General features: G+C 53.0%; 15 protein-coding genes. 13 read left to right on the top strand and 2 right to left on the bottom strand.

Features of this window, described 5'->3' with window-relative positions; all coding sequences use genetic code 11:
• Positions 1 to 228: 228 nt before the first annotated feature.
• From bolA to RZ35_RS08140, 8 genes are all read left to right on the top strand, one after another.
• Positions 229 to 543 carry a transcriptional regulator BolA gene (gene bolA, locus RZ35_RS08175; RefSeq protein WP_026742863.1) on the top strand — a complete coding sequence of 105 codons (315 nt, stop codon included), beginning with the start codon at positions 229 to 231 and terminating at the stop codon, positions 541 to 543.
• A 287-nt stretch (positions 544 to 830) separates the two neighbouring features.
• A complete protein-coding gene (tig, locus tag RZ35_RS08170) occupies positions 831 to 2,135 on the top strand; it encodes a trigger factor (RefSeq protein ID WP_026742862.1) in 1,305 nt (434 codons plus the stop codon).
• A gap of 378 nt (positions 2,136 to 2,513) precedes the next feature.
• Entirely contained in the window at positions 2,514 to 3,137 is a 624-nt protein-coding gene (clpP, locus tag RZ35_RS08165) for an ATP-dependent Clp endopeptidase proteolytic subunit ClpP (protein ID WP_026742861.1), read from the top strand.
• A gap of 164 nt (positions 3,138 to 3,301) precedes the next feature.
• Positions 3,302 to 4,576, top strand: coding sequence for an ATP-dependent protease ATP-binding subunit ClpX (clpX, locus tag RZ35_RS08160; protein WP_026742860.1), 1,275 nt, complete (start codon positions 3,302 to 3,304; stop codon positions 4,574 to 4,576).
• A gap of 188 nt (positions 4,577 to 4,764) precedes the next feature.
• Positions 4,765 to 7,125, top strand: a complete 2,361-nt coding sequence (gene lon, locus RZ35_RS08155; RefSeq protein WP_026742859.1) for an endopeptidase La — start codon at positions 4,765 to 4,767, stop codon at positions 7,123 to 7,125.
• A 161-nt stretch (positions 7,126 to 7,286) separates the two neighbouring features.
• Positions 7,287 to 7,592 carry a nucleoid-associated protein HU-beta gene (gene hupB / locus RZ35_RS08150; protein WP_051625511.1) on the top strand — a complete coding sequence of 102 codons (306 nt, stop codon included), beginning with the start codon at positions 7,287 to 7,289 and terminating at the stop codon, positions 7,590 to 7,592.
• A 236-nt stretch (positions 7,593 to 7,828) separates the two neighbouring features.
• Positions 7,829 to 9,709 (top strand): peptidylprolyl isomerase, encoded by a 1,881-nt coding sequence (ppiD, locus tag RZ35_RS08145; RefSeq protein WP_026742858.1) that lies wholly within the window; start codon positions 7,829 to 7,831, stop codon positions 9,707 to 9,709.
• 138 nt (positions 9,710 to 9,847) lie between these two features.
• Positions 9,848 to 10,216, top strand: a complete 369-nt coding sequence (locus tag RZ35_RS08140; RefSeq protein WP_026742857.1) for a ComEA family DNA-binding protein — start codon at positions 9,848 to 9,850, stop codon at positions 10,214 to 10,216.
• A gap of 251 nt (positions 10,217 to 10,467) precedes the next feature.
• On the opposite strand, the gene queC is transcribed toward RZ35_RS08140, so the two are convergent.
• Both queC and RZ35_RS08130 read right to left on the bottom strand, forming a co-directional pair.
• Positions 10,468 to 11,163, bottom strand: a complete 696-nt coding sequence (queC, locus tag RZ35_RS08135) for a 7-cyano-7-deazaguanine synthase QueC (RefSeq protein WP_026742856.1) — start codon at positions 11,161 to 11,163, stop codon at positions 10,468 to 10,470.
• 110 nt (positions 11,164 to 11,273) lie between these two features.
• On the bottom strand, positions 11,274 to 12,347 hold the full coding sequence (locus RZ35_RS08130; RefSeq protein ID WP_026742855.1) for a PLP-dependent cysteine synthase family protein: 1,074 nt from the start codon (positions 12,345 to 12,347) through the stop codon (positions 11,274 to 11,276).
• Between the two features lie 120 nt (positions 12,348 to 12,467).
• Between RZ35_RS08130 and RZ35_RS08125 the strand changes: the two genes are divergently transcribed.
• From RZ35_RS08125 to amtB, 5 genes are all read left to right on the top strand, one after another.
• Positions 12,468 to 12,929, top strand: a complete 462-nt coding sequence (locus RZ35_RS08125) for an Lrp/AsnC family transcriptional regulator (RefSeq protein WP_026742854.1) — start codon at positions 12,468 to 12,470, stop codon at positions 12,927 to 12,929.
• A gap of 81 nt (positions 12,930 to 13,010) precedes the next feature.
• Positions 13,011 to 14,780: a SmdA family multidrug ABC transporter permease/ATP-binding protein gene (locus tag RZ35_RS08120; RefSeq protein WP_026742853.1), complete on the top strand. Its 1,770-nt coding sequence runs from the start codon at positions 13,011 to 13,013 to the stop codon at positions 14,778 to 14,780.
• Positions 14,773 to 16,548 (top strand): SmdB family multidrug efflux ABC transporter permease/ATP-binding protein, encoded by a 1,776-nt coding sequence (locus RZ35_RS08115; protein ID WP_026742852.1) that lies wholly within the window; start codon positions 14,773 to 14,775, stop codon positions 16,546 to 16,548. The genes RZ35_RS08120 and RZ35_RS08115 overlap by 8 nt, the downstream gene beginning before the upstream one ends.
• Positions 16,549 to 16,861: 313 nt before the next feature.
• Entirely contained in the window at positions 16,862 to 17,200 is a 339-nt protein-coding gene (gene glnK, locus RZ35_RS08110; RefSeq protein WP_026742851.1) for a P-II family nitrogen regulator, read from the top strand.
• Positions 17,201 to 17,239: 39 nt separating this feature from the next.
• Positions 17,240 to 18,532, top strand: a complete 1,293-nt coding sequence (gene amtB, locus RZ35_RS08105; RefSeq protein ID WP_026742850.1) for an ammonium transporter AmtB — start codon at positions 17,240 to 17,242, stop codon at positions 18,530 to 18,532.
• The last annotated feature ends 74 nt before the right edge of the window (positions 18,533 to 18,606 follow it).

The following is an 18,606-nucleotide window of genomic DNA, read 5'->3' as shown; positions in this document are numbered from 1 at the left end:
GACAACCGATTCTGTTTTTATCATAACTTCCTGAAGAAAAGATATGCCGCACCTTGTCGGAGTCCCCTCAGTACCGGCATTAGCGGATTATTCTGCATGCTGTTTCCCCTGTGAAAACATAGCCCGGCGGCGTCGCCAGCGAGAGAAAATTCCCGTGATCGCACACACCGGCCATGTAAAATGATATCTATGTTGTCCGGTTCCCAAACTGTTACTAAAGGTTAATTCATGATCCGTGAAACCATTGAAGCCAAGCTGCATGCCGGATTGGCGCCGCAACACCTTGAGGTCATCAACGAAAGTCATCGCCATCGGGTGCCAGCGGGGGCGGAGAGTCATTTCAAAGTGGTGCTGGTCAGCGATCGTTTTGACGGTAAACGTCTGATTCAGCGCCATCGCGCGGTCTATGAGCTGCTGACTGAGGAGATGGCGGGTGCCGTGCATGCGCTCGCGCTGTACATTTACACTCCGCAGGAGTGGCGCGATCAGCACCAAATCGCCCCTGCATCACCAGCTTGCGGCGGTGCGGGAATCGACCGTTAACGCCGGTGATGCCACGGCGTAAAGTCTCCCCGTATCATATCCAAAGCGGTAATTCCTCGTGGGGCAATACGAGGGTGACTCTCCTCGACTCGGTCAGCCTATGCCGCTATAATGCCGCGTCTTATTTTTCCTGAATGTATTCGGGACGCTTCTGACTACAAGGAACGGGTCTGGTTCGCGAGGCCGTCCTGGTGATGTGAGTCTGTGATCAGAAAGCCTGCCTTCGGGCGCTTTGTGAAAACGGCTTTTGAGGTTGACCGAGCACTGTGATTTTTTGAGGTAACAAGATGCAAGTTTCAGTTGAAACCACCCAAGGCCTTGGGCGCCGCGTAACGATTACCGTTGCTGCTGACAGCATCGAGAATGCTGTTAAGAGCGAGCTGGTCAACGTGGCAAAAAAAGTTCGTATCGACGGCTTCCGTAAAGGCAAAGTGCCGATGAATATCGTTGCTCAGCGTTATGGCGCTTCCGTGCGTCAGGACGTGCTGGGCGACTTGATGCAGCGTCAGTTTGTTGATGCAATCATCAAGGAAAATATCACTCCCGCAGGCGCGCCGAAGTATGTTCCGGGCGAATACAATGCGGGATCTGATTTTACCTATAGCGTCGAGTTTGAAGTGTATCCAGAAGTAGAGCTGAAAGGTCTGGATAGCATCGAAGTCGAAAAACCGCTGGTGGAAGTTAAAGACGAAGACGTCGACGCCATGCTGGACACCCTGCGTAAGCAGCAGGCGACTTGGAAAGAGGTTGAACGCGCAGCAGAAGCTGAAGACCGCGTAACTATCGACTTCAGCGGTTCTGTCGACGGTGAAGAGTTTGAAGGCGGCAAAGCCTCCGACTTCGTACTGGCGATGGGCCAGAACCGTATGATCCCGGGCTTCGAAGACGGTGTTGTCGGCCACAAGGCGGGTGAAGAGTTCACTATCGAAGTCACCTTCCCGGAAGACTACCACGCAGAGAACCTGAAGGGTAAAGCCGCTCAGTTCGCTATCGTACTGAAAAAAGTCGAAGAGCGTGAGCTGCCGGAACTGACTGCTGACTTCATCAAACGTTTCGGCGTTGAAGATGGTTCTGTCGCCGGCCTGCGTACCGAAGTGCGCAAAAACATGGAACGTGAGCTGAAGTCTGCTGTGCGTAACCGTGTGAAAACACAGGTTATCGACGGTCTGGTCGACGCTAACGACATCGATGTTCCGGCTGCGCTGGTCGACGGTGAAATCGACGTACTGCGCCGTCAGGCCGCACAGCGTTTCGGTGGCGACGAAAAACAGGCTCTGGAACTGCCGCGCGAACTGTTTGAAGCACAGGCTAAACGTCGCGTTGTTGTCGGTCTACTGCTGGGTGAAGTGATCAGCACCAATGAGCTGAAAGCCGATGAAGACCGTGTTTCCGCGATGATCGACGAAATGGCAGCTGCCTACGAAGATCCGCAGGAAGTGATCGAGTTCTACAAAAAGAACAAAGAAATGATGAACAACATGCGTAACGTCGCTCTGGAAGAGCAAGCGATTGAAACGCTGTTGTCTCAGGCCAAAGTGACTGAGAAAGAAGTCGGGTTCAATGATCTGATGAACCAGACTAACAACGCGTAATCGCGTTAACCTTTCGAGGATGTCGGTCTAATACAGCCCGCAGTTTTAACGCTGCGGGTTTTTTTTCTGCCTGATTATGTAACGGTTTCTCCTGAAATTACGACCGCTAAGCATTTATTTGCACTATCATTAATCTTAGCGTAAGCCGAATCCACAGCGCTTCTTTCAGAGTAATGCTGGGTGAATCGAAAATAATCGGTGATGTAAGCTTGAAAATCGACACAAGACGCCTAATTGTCCGATAATCGATGACGTATCGCTGGATATTCTGAGTACTCAAGGTAGGGCAGCCATCCAAGGTCTGGGCGTGGTTTTCACTTCGTATCTCAAGTAGAATCGGGCAAGATGCGCCAAATGCATTTTATCTAGGAGACGTTGATGTCATACAGTGGCGAACAAGTAAAACAGGCTCCGCATATGGCCCTGGTGCCAATGGTAGTAGAGCAGACAGCACGTGGGGAACGTTCTTACGACATCTATTCCCGCTTATTGAAAGAGCGTGTGATCTTCCTGACCGGTCAGGTCGAAGACCATATGGCGAATCTTATTACGGCTCAGATGCTGTTTCTGGAAGCTGAAAATCCTGAGAAAGACATTTATTTGTACATCAACTCGCCGGGTGGGGTGATCACCGCGGGAATGTCCATCTATGACACCATGCAGTTCATCAAGCCGGACGTAAGTACTATCTGTATGGGACAGGCGTGCTCAATGGGGGCGTTCCTGCTGACTTCCGGTGCGGAAGGCAAACGTTTCTGCCTGCCGAACTCGCGCGTTATGATTCACCAGCCGCTGGGCGGTTATCAGGGACAGGCGACGGATATTGAAATTCACGCCAAAGAAATCCTGAAAGTGAAGTCACGGATGAATGAACTGATGGCTAAACATACGGGACGGTCTCTTGATGAAATAGAAAGAGACACGGAACGTGACCGTTTCCTCTCTGCCGATGAGGCAGTAGACTATGGATTAGTCGATTCTGTATTGACTCATCGCGACTAAATCCATTTGATGATGGTCGTTCTGTATAGCTGTAGACGGTGTTCGGCCGATAGTCTTTTGTGCGAGTGTGATTGCGCTTATTGGCTATAAAATAGTGGCGTTCGCTGTAGCGCTATCGCTGTATGGTTAGCCTGCGGGCAAGAGACTAAAGAAGAGGTTTACTGATGACAGATAAGCGCAAAGACGGTTCAGGAAAGTTGCTGTACTGCTCTTTCTGCGGCAAAAGCCAGCACGAGGTTCGTAAGCTGATTGCCGGGCCGTCAGTGTATATCTGCGATGAATGTGTTGACTTATGTAACGACATTATTCGCGAAGAGATTAAAGAAGTGGCCCCGCATCGTGAACGTAGTGCGTTGCCGACTCCGCACGAAATTCGTCATCACCTTGACGATTACGTGATTGGTCAGGAGCAGGCTAAGAAAGTTCTGGCCGTGGCCGTATACAACCACTACAAACGTTTACGCAACGGTGACAGCAGTCATGGCGTTGAGCTGGGCAAAAGCAACATTTTGCTCATCGGCCCCACCGGTAGCGGTAAAACCCTACTGGCAGAAACACTGGCTCGATTCCTTGACGTGCCTTTCACCATGGCTGATGCCACGACGTTGACCGAAGCCGGTTACGTGGGTGAAGACGTTGAGAACATCATCCAGAAACTGCTGCAGAAATGTGATTACGACGTACAGAAAGCGCAGCGCGGCATCGTTTATATCGATGAAATCGACAAAATTTCTCGTAAGTCGGATAACCCGTCGATTACGCGTGACGTTTCTGGCGAAGGCGTGCAGCAGGCCCTGCTGAAGTTGATTGAAGGGACCATCGCCGCCGTTCCGCCTCAGGGCGGTCGTAAGCATCCGCAGCAGGAGTTCCTGCAAGTGGATACCTCGAAGATCCTATTCATCTGCGGCGGTGCGTTCGCAGGATTGGATAAGGTTATCGAGCAGCGTACAGACACCGGTCGCGGGATTGGCTTCAATGCGACGGTAAAAGGTCTTTCGCAGAAAGTGACAGAAGGCGAGCTGTTGGGCCAGGTAGAGCCGGGCGATCTGATCAAGTTTGGTCTGATTCCTGAGTTCATCGGTCGTCTGCCAGTAGTGGCGACGCTGAAAGAGCTGGATGAGGCCGCGCTGATTCAGATTCTGCGTGAGCCGAAGAATGCACTGACCAAGCAGTATCAGGCGCTGTTCAAACTCGAAGGCGTCGAGCTTGAGTTCCGTGACGATGCGTTGACGGCCATCGCGAAAAAAGCTATGGCGCGCAAGACCGGAGCACGTGGCCTGCGTTCCATCGTGGAAGCCGCGCTGCTGGAAACCATGTATGAATTGCCCTCTCAGGACAGCGTGGACAAAGTCGTGATCGATGAATCCGTCATCGCGGGTCAGTCCGAGCCGCTCCTGATCTATGGCAAACACGAAGCGCAACAAGCCTCTGGCGAATAATTCGCCTAAAAATCATCTTAGAAGAACAAAATGGGGGGTGTTAGCCCCCCATTCCTTTTTCAGCGCGATCTATCGTTGAATGTAGGATATTTATCCCCATATACTCGAATATCTAGAGGCGAAACCGTGAAGAGCCTGTTTCACGAGATTCCCTTAACCTGGCGGAAATGAAACTAAGAGAGAGCTCTATGAACCCTGAGCGTTCCGAACGCATAGAAATCCCCGTATTGCCGCTGCGCGATGTGGTGGTTTATCCGCACATGGTCATTCCGTTGTTTGTTGGTCGGGAGAAGTCAATTCGGTGCCTTGAAGCCGCAATGGATCACGATAAAAAGATCATGCTGGTTGCACAGAAAGAGGCCTCAACGGATGAGCCAGGTGTTAACGATCTTTTCTCGGTTGGGACGGTAGCCTCCATTCTTCAGATGCTGAAATTGCCTGACGGTACCGTTAAGGTACTGGTCGAAGGCTTACAGCGAGCGCGTATCACCACGCTGTCTGACAGTGGAGAGCATTTTGCCGCGCAGGCTGAATATCTGGACTCGCCTGAAATTGAAGAGCCTGAGCAGGAAGTGCTCATGCGCACGGCGGTCAATCAGTTTGAAGGCTATATCAAACTGAACAAAAAAATCCCGCCTGAAGTCCTGACGTCGCTGAACAGTATCGACGACGCGGCCCGTCTGGCTGACACGATTGCCGCACACATGCCGTTAAAACTGTCCGATAAGCAGTCGGTCCTGGAAATGTTTGACGTGACGGAACGTCTGGAATACCTGATGGCGATGATGGAGTCGGAAATCGACTTGCTCCAGGTTGAAAAGCGCATCCGTAGCCGCGTCAAAAAGCAGATGGAAAAAAGCCAGCGCGAGTATTACCTGAATGAGCAAATGAAAGCCATTCAGAAAGAGCTGGGCGAGATGGATGACGCGCCGGACGAAAATGAAGCGCTAAAACGCAAGATTGAAGCGGCTAACATGCCGAAAGAAGCCCGGGAAAAAACCGAGGCGGAGCTGCAGAAGTTGCGGATGATGTCGCCGATGTCCGCGGAAGCTACCGTCGTGCGCAGCTACATCGACTGGATGGTGCAGGTTCCCTGGAACTCACGCAGTAAAGTCAAAAAGGATCTGGCCAAAGCCCAGCAGATGCTGGATAGCGACCACTATGGCCTGGAACGCGTAAAAGAGCGCATCCTTGAATATCTGGCGGTACAGAGCCGTGTCAGTAAAATTAAGGGGCCGATTCTGTGCCTGGTAGGGCCGCCGGGGGTGGGTAAAACCTCTCTGGGACAGTCCATCGCCAAAGCGACCGGACGTAAATATGTCCGTATGGCGCTGGGCGGCGTGCGTGATGAGGCGGAAATCCGCGGTCATCGTCGCACCTACATCGGTTCCATGCCGGGCAAACTGATCCAGAAGATGGCGAAGGTCGGGGTAAAAAACCCGCTTTTCCTGCTGGATGAGATCGACAAAATGTCTTCGGACATGCGAGGCGACCCGGCTTCTGCGCTGCTCGAAGTGCTCGATCCGGAACAGAACGTGGCGTTTAACGACCACTATCTGGAAGTGGATTACGACCTCTCGGACGTCATGTTTGTGGCCACTTCCAACTCCATGAATATCCCAGCCCCGCTGCTGGATCGTATGGAAGTGATCCGTCTGTCTGGCTATACCGAGGACGAAAAGCTCAACATCGCGCGGGAACACCTGTTGCCGAAACAAATTGAGCGCAACGCCCTCAAGAAGAATGAGCTGAAAGTAGATGACAGCGCGATTATCGGCATCATCCGTTACTACACCCGTGAAGCGGGGGTACGTAGTCTGGAACGTGAGCTTTCCAAGCTATGTCGTAAGGCGGTCAAATCGCTGCTGATGGACAAGTCCCTTAAGCACATTGAGATCAATGGCGACAACCTGAAAGAGTTCCTTGGCGTTCAGCGCTTCGACTACGGTCGTGCGGACGATGAGAACCGCATCGGTCAGGTGACTGGCCTGGCGTGGACCGAAGTCGGCGGCGAGCTGCTGACGATCGAAACCGCCTGTGTGCCAGGTAAAGGAAAGCTGACTTACACCGGTTCACTAGGCGAAGTCATGCAGGAATCGATTCAAGCCGCATTGACCGTGGTACGCGCGCGCGCTGACTCTCTGGGTATCAACTCTGACTTCTACGAGAAGCGCGACATCCACGTTCACGTACCGGAAGGTGCGACGCCGAAAGACGGTCCGAGCGCGGGTATCGCCATGTGCACCGCACTGGTCTCATGCCTGACGGGGAACCCGGTAAGAGCCGATGTGGCGATGACGGGGGAGATTACGCTGCGTGGTTTGGTGCTGCCCATCGGCGGTTTGAAGGAGAAACTGCTGGCGGCTCATCGCGGTGGTATTAAAACCGTGCTGATTCCAGATGAAAACAAGCGTGATCTGGAAGAGATTCCGGCAAACGTGATTGCCGATCTGGATATTCATCCGGTAAAACGTATCGAAGAGGTGCTGGAATTGGCGCTGCAAAATTCGCCTCATGGCATGAAGGTGGTGACTGCGGCGGCGAAATAGTGACCTGTTACATAAACCGTACATAAAATAAAGGCTGGTAAGTGTAATGATGCTTGCCAGCCTTTTTTTGTGCGGCTAAGTTAGAGCACTGTTAATCGTACGGCTAACCTCCGTGGATTTAACTGAATGTTAAAAGCTAATGCTGCGCCATAAAATAAGGGATGCAGCCACAGGATTTCAGAGGGGATGAAAGAGNGAACAAGTCACAACTGATCGACAAAATCGCTGCGGATGCTGATATTTCCAAAGCGGCGGCAGGGCGTGTGTTGGATACCATTATTGGATCTGTCACTGAATCTCTAAAAGAAGGGGATGACGTTGCTTTAGTTGGGTTTGGAACATTTGCGGTGCGCGAGCGGGCAGCTCGCACAGGCCGCAATCCGCAGACCGGAAAGGAAATCAGTATTCCTGCCGCTAAAGTACCGGGCTTCCGCGCAGGTAAAGCGCTGAAAGACGCCGTAAATTAATTGTCTTAGGGGAGAATGTCTCCCCTAAACATTACCTGACGTCACGATGTGGGTAAGGTAAGATATGGGGCGCATCATTCAATGATGTGCCTTTTTTTACCGGAAATCCGGATTACTATCATCAGGCAGTCGCCTGAGTGCGCCCTGGCCGTTTTGCGGCTATAGCATCGCAAGGAAGCATGGCTGCGGCCTGCGCAGGGAGTTTCATCCATTCTACAGCGGAGTGTTGTCACATTATGATGGACAATTTACGCGCGGCCGCGAATAACGTCGTGCTTAAAATTATTCTGGCCCTGATCATCGGTTCATTCGTACTGACTGGCGTAGGTGATTACTTGATTCGCGGGTCAGGTGATTACGCAGCGAAGGTCAACGGGCAGGAAATTTCCCGTTCCCAGTTGGAACAGGCTGTACAAAACGAACGTAACCGACAGCAGCAGATGCTGGGAGAGAACTTCTCTATTCTGGCGAGCAACGAAGGTTACATGCAGCAATTGCGTAAACAGGCGTTGTCTCAGCTGATTGATGAAACGCTGCTGGNCCAGTATTCTCACACGCTGGGTTTAAGCATCAGCGACGAGCAGATCAAGCAGGCCATTTTCGCTATCCCCGAATTCCAAACCGATAACCGCTTCGATAACGAAAAATATCTGACCCAGGTGCGTCGTCTTGGCCTGAGTCCAGAGACTTTTGCCCAAATGCTGCGCAAGCAGTTGACCACTCAGCAGTTGGTCCGTGGCCTTGGGGGCACCGAGTTCCTTTTGCCCCAAGAGCTTGACCGCCTTGTACAACTGGCGGCGCAGGATCGCACCATCCGCACGGCGACCATCAATGCCGCCGACCGCGCCGAGTCGCAAACGGTCAGCGATGCTGAAGTGCAGAGTTTCTACGATCAGAACAAGAGCCGTTATCTGGCGCCTGAACAGTTCAAGGTCAGCTACATTCTGCTGGATGCGGCCGCCATCATGGACAAAACCAAGGTGGATGATGCGGCTATCGCCGCCTATTACGATCAGCACAAAAACGATTTCACTCAGGGCGCACGCAAAAAATACAGCCTCATTCAGGTAAAAACAGAGGCGGAAGCCAAAGCTGCATTGGATAAGCTGCAGCACGGCACCGACTTCTCCGCGTTGGCTCAACAGATCTCAACCGACGTCGTTTCTCGCCGCAACGGCGGCGACCTGGGCTGGATGGACGACAATTCAACCGTGGACGAACTGAAGCAGGCAAAACTGACCGAAAAAGGACAGCTCTCCGGCGTCATCAAATCCTCTGTGGGTTACTTGATTGTCCGTCTGGACGATATGCAGCCGCAGCAAATCAAGCCGCTGGCTGACGTTCGCGCTGAGCTGGCTGAGAAGGTGAAACACGAAAGAGCGCTGGATGCGTTTTATGCGCTGCAGCAGAAAGTCAGCGAAGCGGCCAGCAACGATAATGAGTCGCTGGCTTCCGCAGAACAAGCTGCCGGCGTTAAATCGGTACAGACCGACTGGTTTAGCCGGGATAAAGTTCCCGCCGCGCTGAACTTTCAGCCGGTTACCCAGGCCATTTTCGGCGGTTCTCTGTTAGGCGAAAATGGCGCCCCGGGCAGCAATTCGGATGTGATCAGCGTCGATGGCGATCGTGCTTTTGTCGTGCGCATCAGCGAACACAAACCGGAAAGCACCGAAGCGCTGGATCAGGTACGCGATCAGGTTGTTCAAACCTTGAAACGCCAGAAGGCGGATCAACAGGCGCGTCTTGAGGCTGAGAAAATCCTCGCCGACCTGAAAGAAGGGAAGATGGACAGTCTGAAAGCCGCTAATCTGAGCTTCAGCGCGCCAAAGACACTATCTTCTTTAAACCAGAACGAAGTGATGGCTGAGTCGATCTTTGCTTTGCCAATCCCTCAGAAGGACAAGCCTTCTTACGGCTTATCGAAGGATCAGGCGGGCAATGTGGTGATTGTGGCGTTGGACAGCATTCAGCCGCACACGCTGCAAGATCAGCAGAAACAGCAGTTTGCTAATCAGGTGAAACAGAATGCGGTCGGCTCTCTGTTTGACGTCTTGATTACCAGCCTGCGCAGTGAAGCGAAAATCAAGCTGGGGAATGCCGCTCAACAGCAGGAATAACCCTCGCAAGAGAATGTAACGCACTGCAACAGATAAAGGCCGCTTTCGCGGCCTTTTCCACATTTGAACACGGCGTATTGTTGCTGATTTCCCCTTCAGGCAAGGTGGGCGTGCTGTCAAACACAAGGAGACAACAGCATGAAAAAATCAGGAATCAAGGCTATGTGCTTCGTCGTGGGTCTGACCCTGTCGAGCCTGCCTGCACTTGCTCAAGCCGCGACAAAAGTGAACGCGGATATAGCGGTTGCGACTTTGCAGCAGGATGCGCCGGGCAAGAAGATCGAGCCGGTCATGCCGTCGGCCAGCGATGAAGAAAAAGTGAGTATCAACTCGGCATCGGCGGAGGAACTGGCCGATATTCTTAACGGCGTGGGTTTGAAAAAAGCGCAGGCTATCGTGAGTTATCGGGAGCAAAACGGTCCATTCACGCAGGTTGATCAGCTACAGGAAGTTCCAGGGATCGGTGCTTCACTGATTGAACGGAATCACACCCGGTTACGGCTCTGACGCTAAGTTAAAAAACGGATAGGTGAGTCGTTACGGGGGCGGAAACTTCTGTTCAGGAGATGACATTGGTTGAATGAAGCCCACAAAGCGGCTCTTGACGCAGGATGAAGTTAACCACAGAGAGATATCGTCATGGCGCTCGCTTTATTAAGCAATGAGTCTGGGCTGAGTTAATTAGCAGGAGTTGATGGTGGTTATCCGTGAGTTCGTCAATGGATAACCACCGGTCGGCAATGCGTTGGCGGAGTGAGTTACTTCAGCCCGGTTTTCTTGGACAGTGACGCTCTGACGCTTTCGGGGTTCTGCTGATACTGCTCTAGCCCTTTCTGGCGCAGATGGCAAGCGGCACATTGACCACAGCCGTCGCCTTTGATGCCGTTGTAACAGGTCAGTGTATGGTGACGAATTGTGTCTAGCTGCTGGTAGTAGTCGGCCAACGCCCAGGTTTCGGCTTTGTCCAGCCACATCAGCGGCGTAAGAAAACGGATATCTTTGGCTAATCCGAGCGCGACGCCTTCGTTAAGTGCTTTGACGAACTCGTCGCGGCAGTCCGGGTAGCCGGAAAAGTCGGTTTCGCAGACGCCGGTAATCACCGTATCGGCGCCGACCTGATAGGCGTAGATGGCGGCCAGCGTGAGAAAAAGGATGTTGCGACCGGGAACGAACGTGCTAGGAAGACCGTCCTGGTTCTCGTCGAAGTCCGGCACGGGAATGTTGTCCCGCGTTAGGCTGCTGACAGCGAGTTCATTCAGCAAACGAACGTCCAACACTTTGTGGGCGCAGGCGCCCAAGCGTTGAGCTAGTTCGGCAGCTACGTCGATTTCAGCCCGATGTCGCTGTCCATAATCGAACGTCACGCAGTGCACGTGATCGTATTGCTTGAGAGCCTGTATTAAGCAGGTTGTGGAATCCTGTCCACCGCTAAAAACAACTACTGCGCTTGTCATGCTGGTTCACCTCAATGAGCAGGGGGCCGTAGATACAGACTACGGTTTAACATGTCACGAAGGGGATATGGTAACTCAAATCCGTCCTCGCTTCAGCGCAGTAAATGACATCATACGGGACAAGGCGATAGGCTATTCTGCTGCGGTTCCGAGGCAAGTTGCCGGATGTAAGGCGCCAGATTACCGATGTGCGCCGCTACCCACTCAGGGTTGAAATAGGTATCCAGATAGCGCTCGCCACTGTCGCACAGCAGCGTCACAATGGCGCCTTGCCGCCCTTCGGATTTCATTTTTTCGGCTAGCTGCAACATGGCCCAGACATTGGTGCCGGTCGAAGGACCGACTTTACGGCCAATAACGCTCTCCAGCCAGAGTAAGGTCGCCACGCTGGCGGCGTCAGGCACTTTAATCATCTCGTCTATCACACTGGGAATGAAAGACGGTTCGGCCCGCGGGCGGCCAATACCTTCGATTCTGCTGCTGCAATCTGCGGTCAGCGTTCGATCCTGCTGATGATAGCAGTCGTAAAACACGGAGTTCTCGGGGTCGGCAACCACCAATTTCGAATCCAGGCCTTTATAGCGAATATAACGCCCGAGGGTCGCTGAGGTTCCACCGGTGCCCGCGCTCATCACCAGATAATCAGGAACCGGGAAAGGCTCTCTGGACATCTGGTGATAAATGCTGTCGGCGATATTGTTGTTGCCCCGCCAGTCAGTCGCCCGCTCAGCGTAGGTAAACTGATCCATATAATGGCCGTTAAGGTCGCGGGCCAACTGCTCCGATGCCGCGTAGATCTGTCCTGACTGCTCAACGAAGTGGCAACGGCCGCCATAAAACGTAATTTGCTCAATTTTACGTTTCGCTGTGCAAGCAGGCATTACGGCTATGAACGGCAGCCCCAGCAGGCGGGCGAAGTAAGCTTCGGAGACGGCGGTACTGCCGGAGGAGGCTTCGATGATCGTCGTGCCTTCCTTGATCCACCCGTTGCTGAGGCCAAACAAAAACAGTGAGCGTGCCAGCCGGTGTTTAAGGCTCCCGGTAGGATGAGTACTCTCGTCTTTCAGATAAAAAAAGATGCCGGGGTAGGCGGGTAGCGTCAGGCGCATGAGATGCGTGTCGGCGGAACGTTGAAAGTCAGCTTCAATCGCGCTGACGGNATTTTTTACCCATAAGTTGGTCATAAGGGAACTTCCGTTGTTTCTGAAGGATACGCTTAGATTACCGTGGTCATGAGGAAAAAATATTGCATAATTTTCTTTATTTGGCCTAAATAGTGGAAAATTTTTCTATGGTTATTCCACATGCTAGATAAAATCGATCGCACGTTGCTCTCTCTCCTTCAACATGATTGTACGCTTTCGCTGCAAGCATTGGCTGAGGCTGTCAATCTTACATCGACACCTTGTTGGAAAAGGCTGAAGCGTCTGGAAGAGTCTGGGTATATCAAGGCGCGTGTCGCTCTGCTGGATAACGAGCGGCTAGGACTGGGCTTAACGGCATTTGTGCTTTTGAAAACTCAGCAACACAACAGCGACTGGTATCGAGACTTCTGCCGTTTCGTTTCCGATATGCCCGAAGTGTTGTCTTTTTATCGCATGGCCGGTGAGTATGATTATCTGATGCAGGTTCGGGTAGAGGATATGAAAAACTATGACAACTTCTACAAGCGTCTCGTCAACGGTATTCCCGGTTTGGTGGACGTCACGTCCAGCTTTGCGATGGAAGAGATTAAACATACAACGGCATTGCCGATTAAGGTCTAAATTTATCCATCAGGGCAATCATGTATACTATTGTTCTGCCCGAAATAATAATGATGCTACTAGCTTTGGAATGAAGACCGCGTGAGACTTTTTGTTCAACTAGGATGGTATTTCCGCCGTGAATGGAAGCGTTATCTGGGGGCGGTGATCCTCTTAATCGTTATCGCAATACTGCAATTGCTGCCTCCGGCTCTTGTCGGGATTGTTGTCGACGGCGTAACGCAACATAAGATGCCTGCCGCTACCGCGATGGGGTGGATTGGGCTTATGGCGTTGTCCGCGGTTCTGACCTACCTGCTGCGATATTTCTGGCGCGTTTTGTTGTTTGGCGCGTCTTATCAACTGGCGGTGGAATTACGTGGAGACTTTTATCGTCAGCTGAGCCGTCAGCATCCTGCCTTTTATCTACGTCACCGCACCGGAGNCTTAATCGCGAGAGCCACCAATGACGTCGACCGAGTGGTGTTTGCCGCAGGTGAAGGCGTGCTGACGTTTGTCGACTCTCTGATGATGGGATGTGCCGTACTGGTGGTAATGTGCACACAACTCAGCTGGCAGCTGACGTTGCTGTCGTTGGCACCGATGCCAATCATGGCCGTCATTATCAAACACTACGGCACGCAGTTGCACCACCGCTTCAAAGCCGCTCAGGCCGCGTTCTCTATGCTGAATAACCAGACGCAGGAAAGCTTGACCAGCATCCGCATGATCAAATCGTTCGGACTGGAAGATTATCAGTCTCAGCGTTTCGCCGAAGTCGCTGCCGACACAGGGGCCAAAAACATGCGAGTGGCACGCGTGGATGCGCGGTTCGACCCAACAATTTATATTGCTGTCGCATTGTCTAATCTGCTGGCGATTGGAGGCGGGAGTTGGATGGTAATCCATGGGACGATGACGTTGGGCGAACTGACCAGTTTCGTCATGTATCTGGGCCTGATGATTTGGCCGATGCTGGCGTTGGCCTGGATGTTGAATATCGTGGAACGCGGCAGCGCTGGGTACAGCCGTATCCGTCAGCTCTTGTCTGAGAAGCCGGTGGTGCTCGACGGTGCTCAGTCTTTGCCGGACAAGCCCGGAACGCTGGCGGCAGATATCCAGACATTCCACTATCCGCAGCATAGTCAGACTGTGCTGCATGACGTCAGTTTCAGGCTGCAACCTGGCAGAATGCTGGGGCTATGTGGCCCCACCGGTTCAGGGAAAAGCACGCTGATCGCTTTGTTGCTGCGTTCCTTTGACGTGGAGAACGGGCGGATTTCTTATCATGACCTCCCGCTCAAGAGCCTTCGTCTGGATGACCTGAGGCGCCGGTTTGCCGTCGTTGGACAAACACCGTTCCTGTTTGCCGATACGGTCGCGGGCAATATCGCCTTGGGCCGTCCGGATGCGACGGAAGCGCAAATTCAGGAAGCGGCGCGTCTGGCTCATGTTCATGACGACATTCTGCGTTTGCCGCAGGGATACAAGACAGAGGTGGGCGAGCGCGGCGTCATGCTATCCGGTGGACAGAAGCAGCGAATCGCCATCGCCCGTGCGCTCCTATTGGAGGCTGAGGTGCTGGTGCTGGATGATGCCCTGTCTGCCGTGGACGGACGCACCGAACACGAAATATTGAACAACCTACGTGAGTGGGGTGAAAGGCGCACGCTGATTATCAGCGCACACCGGCTTTCCGCCTTGGTCAACGCGGATGAAATCCTCGTGCTGCAACAGGGCCAAGTGGCGCAGCGCGGCAATCATCAGTCGTTGTCACAGGAATCAGGTTGGTATCGGGATATGTATCGTTATCAGCAACTCGAAGCCGCATTGGACGAGCCGACGTCGCTTGAGGAGGTCAAAGGTGAGTAATTCACATCCGCTCTGGCCGACGCTGAAACGTCTGCTGGCCTATGGGTCACCCTGGCGCAAGCCGCTGGCGGTAGGCATGGTGATGCTCTGGGTTGCGGCGGCGGCTGAAGTCGCAGGACCAATACTCATCAGTTATTTTATCGACCATCTCGTCTCAAAAGGGCAGTTCCCGCTGATGTTGGCCAGCGGTTTGGCGGCAGTTTACGTGTTGCTGCAACTTCTCGCCGCATCACTGCACTACCTGCAATCGTTGACCTTTAATCGGGTTGCGGTGGGCGTCGTACAACAATTGCGCATCGATGTGATGGACGCCGCATTACGTCAACCGCTGTCGACGTTCGATACCCAGCCTGTCGGGCAACTGATTTCCCGGGTGACGAATGATACGGAAGTGGTCCGGGATCTCTACGTGATGGTGGTGGCGACGGTGCTGCGTAGCGCTGCGCTTATCAGCGCCATGCTGGTGGCGATGTTCAGCCTTGATTGGCGTATGGCGCTCGTCGCGCTAACCATTTTTCCTGCTGTGATGGTGGTGATGGTGATTTACCAGCGCTATAGCACGTCAATTGTACGCCGTGTGCGTAGCTATCTGGCGGATATCAACGATGGCTTCAACGAAGTCATCAATGGTATGAGCGTCATTCAGCAATTTCGTCAGCAGGCGCGGTTTGGTAAACGCCTGAGTGAGGTCAGCCAAAAGCACTATCTGGCGCGAATGCAAACGCTGCGTCTGGAGGGGTTCCTGTTACGTCCGCTGTTGAGCCTGTTTTCTGCGCTGGTGTTGTGCGGACTCCTTCTGCAGTTCGGTTTCAGCTCGGTCGGCTCGGTGGGTGTCGGCGTGTTGTATGCTTTCATCAACTACCTTGGTCGGCTTAACGAACCTTTGATTGAGCTAACGACTCAGCAGTCGATGCTTCAGCAAGCCGTCGTGGCCGGCGAGCGTATTTTCGCGTTGATGGATGGTAAGCGTCAGGATTATGGCGACGATTTAGATCCCCTGACTAGCGGACGCATCGATATCGACGACGTGACCTTCTCATACCGCGGCGGCAAGCCGGTATTGAGTAACATCAACCTGCAGATCCCTGATAAGGGATTTGTCGCATTGGTGGGCCATACCGGCAGCGGCAAAAGTACGCTGGCGAACCTGCTGATGGGGTATTACACCCCCGAACACGGTGTTATTCGGCTGGATCAGCGTCCGCTGCCGACGTTGTCTCATCAGGTTCTGCGCAGCAATGTGGCGATGGTTCAACAGGACCCGGTAGTCCTGGCGGATTCTGTCTATGCCAACATCACGTTGGGCCGTGATATTGATGAAGAAAGTGTGTGGCGCGTGTTGGATATGGTGCAAATGGCTGAGCTGGTCAGGAATATGCCCGAGGGGATTCACAGTCGCATCGGCGAACAGGGCAATAACCTTTCCGTGGGGCAAAAGCAGCTGCTTGCGCTCGCGCGCGTGCTGGTAAATTCGCCGAAAGTGCTGATTCTCGATGAAGCGACGGCCAATATCGACTCAGGGACAGAGCAGGCTATCCAGAAGGCGTTACGCCTAATCCGCGCGCAAACTACGCTGGTGGTTATTGCTCACCGTTTATCCACGATCGTCGAGGCGGACAATATTCTGGTGCTTAACCACGGCGAAATGGCCGAGCAGGGGACACACTCGCAACTGCTGGCCCAGCAAGGGCGCTATTATCAGATGTATCAGCTACAACTGGCAGGGCAGGCCCTTGCAGAGTCAAACGTTACGATATTGCTGAGATGACTTCCTAAACTCCCTCAAAACTTCGCCTGATTTTCGGCACGCACCATAACCTAGCAGACATTTTCCTGCTCTTAGGGTAAGGCGCACTGGAATCAGGCGTTGCGCACTAAAATGGTGCGCTGGATATGTGCGCTTTGATTCCTGATAGTCCATTCTTTATTCAAGCCCGGTTTGCGCGATACGCGCATTCATCATCTTTCACCGCTTTTCCCTCGTCTAATCATTTATGGCACATCAATTGCTTTCAATGATGGCGTATAGACATTTGATAGTGACGGCGCAGGCCTGAACTTAACGGGTTAGGGGGATGAGAATGAAATTGGTGACTGTGGTAATCAAACCGTTCAAGCTGGAAGACGTGCGCGAAGCCCTTTCTTCCATTGGTATTCAAGGCCTTACCGTAACAGAGGTAAAGGGATTCGGACGGCAAAAGGGCCATGCGGAACTGTACCGTGGCGCGGAATACAGCGTCAATTTCTTGCCTAAAGTAAAAATAGATATCGCTATCGCCGAAGATCAGCTCGATGAAGTGATCGATGTGATCAGCAAAGCCGCCTACACCGGCAAGATTGGCGACGGTAAAATCTTTGTCGCCGAACTACAGCGCGTCATTCGCATCCGTACCGGCGAAACAGATGAAGCTGCACTATAACAACTACCTGATTTAGCCTTATAAATAGGGATGAATGAAATGAAGAAACTATCCTTCTTGTCTGGTCTGGGTACCGTAGCCATGTTACCGGCATGCGCCTTGGCTGAGACTGCAGCACCAGTGATCGATAAAGCCGATAACGCTTTCATGATGATTTGTACCGCTTTAGTGCTTTTTATGACCATTCCTGGCATCGCACTGTTTTACGGCGGTCTGATTCGTTCCAAAAACGTGCTGTCTGTACTGTCTCAAGTGGTGGTTGCTTTCGCGCTGGTTTGTCTGTTGTGGGTTATCTATGGTTACAGCGTTGCGTTCAGCTCCGGCAACGAATTTTTCGGCAGCCTGAGTAACTTCATGCTGAATGGCATTGATATCAACTCTCAGAACGGCACGTTCTACCAGTACATCCACGTCGCTTTCCAAGGCTCCTTCGCGTGCATTACTGTTGGCCTGGTGATTGGTGCTCTGGCGGAGCGTATTCGCTTTTCCGCAGCACTGATTTTTGTGGTTCTGTGGCTGACATTGTCCTACCTCCCAATGACTCACATGGTGTGGGGCGGCGGCTATCTGGCCGCAGACGGGGCGCTTGATTTCGCCGGGGGCACGGTAGTGCACATCAACGCCGCGGTTGCGGGGCTGGTTGGCGCAACCTTGCTGGGTAAACGCGTCGGCTTCGGCAAAGAAGCGTTCAAACCCCATAACCTGCCGATGGTGTGCATCGGAACCGCTATTCTGTATATCGGCTGGTTCGGCTTCAACGCGGGTTCCGCTAGCTCAGCCAACAATATCGCGGGTCTGGCATTTTTGACCACGGTGATCGCTACGGCGGCAGCGATTCTGGCCTGGGTCGTCGGCGAATGGGTTCTGCGTGGCAAGCCTTCTCTGCTGGGCGCGTGCTCCGGCTGTATCGCAGGTCTGGTTGCCATTACGCCTGCGGCGGGTACGGTTGGCGTTGGTGGTGCGATGATCATCGGTTTTGCGGGCGGCTTCGCTGGCCTGTGGGGCGTAACCGTGTTGAAACGCTGGCTGCGTGTTGACGATCCATGCGACGTCTTCGGCGTTCACGGCGTCTGCGGTATCGTCGGCTGCATTTTGACGGGCGTCTTCACCTCGTCTTCGCTGGGCGGCGTGGGGTACGCGGAAGGCGTCACCATGGCTCATCAGGTTTGGGTTCAGCTGTTCAGCGTGATCGTTTGTATCATATGGTCTGGCGTGGCCGCATTCATTGCCTTCAAAATCGCTGATATGGCTGTGGGTCTTCGCGTACCGGAAGAGCAAGAACGTGAAGGGCTGGATGTTAACAGCCACGGCGAAAACGCTTACAACCAATAATCAGTATCCCGGGGCGTGTAATACACGCCTCGACCGGAAAAAACCACCCGTGAGTTTGCTGCGGGTGGTTTTTT

It is taken from the genome of Lonsdalea quercina subsp. quercina (assembly GCF_000688655.1).
Classification (GTDB): Bacteria; Pseudomonadota; Gammaproteobacteria; order Enterobacterales; family Enterobacteriaceae; genus Lonsdalea; species Lonsdalea quercina.
The sequence above is the reverse complement of the archived record's forward strand: the minus strand, read 5'-3'. Positions and strand labels throughout refer to the sequence as shown.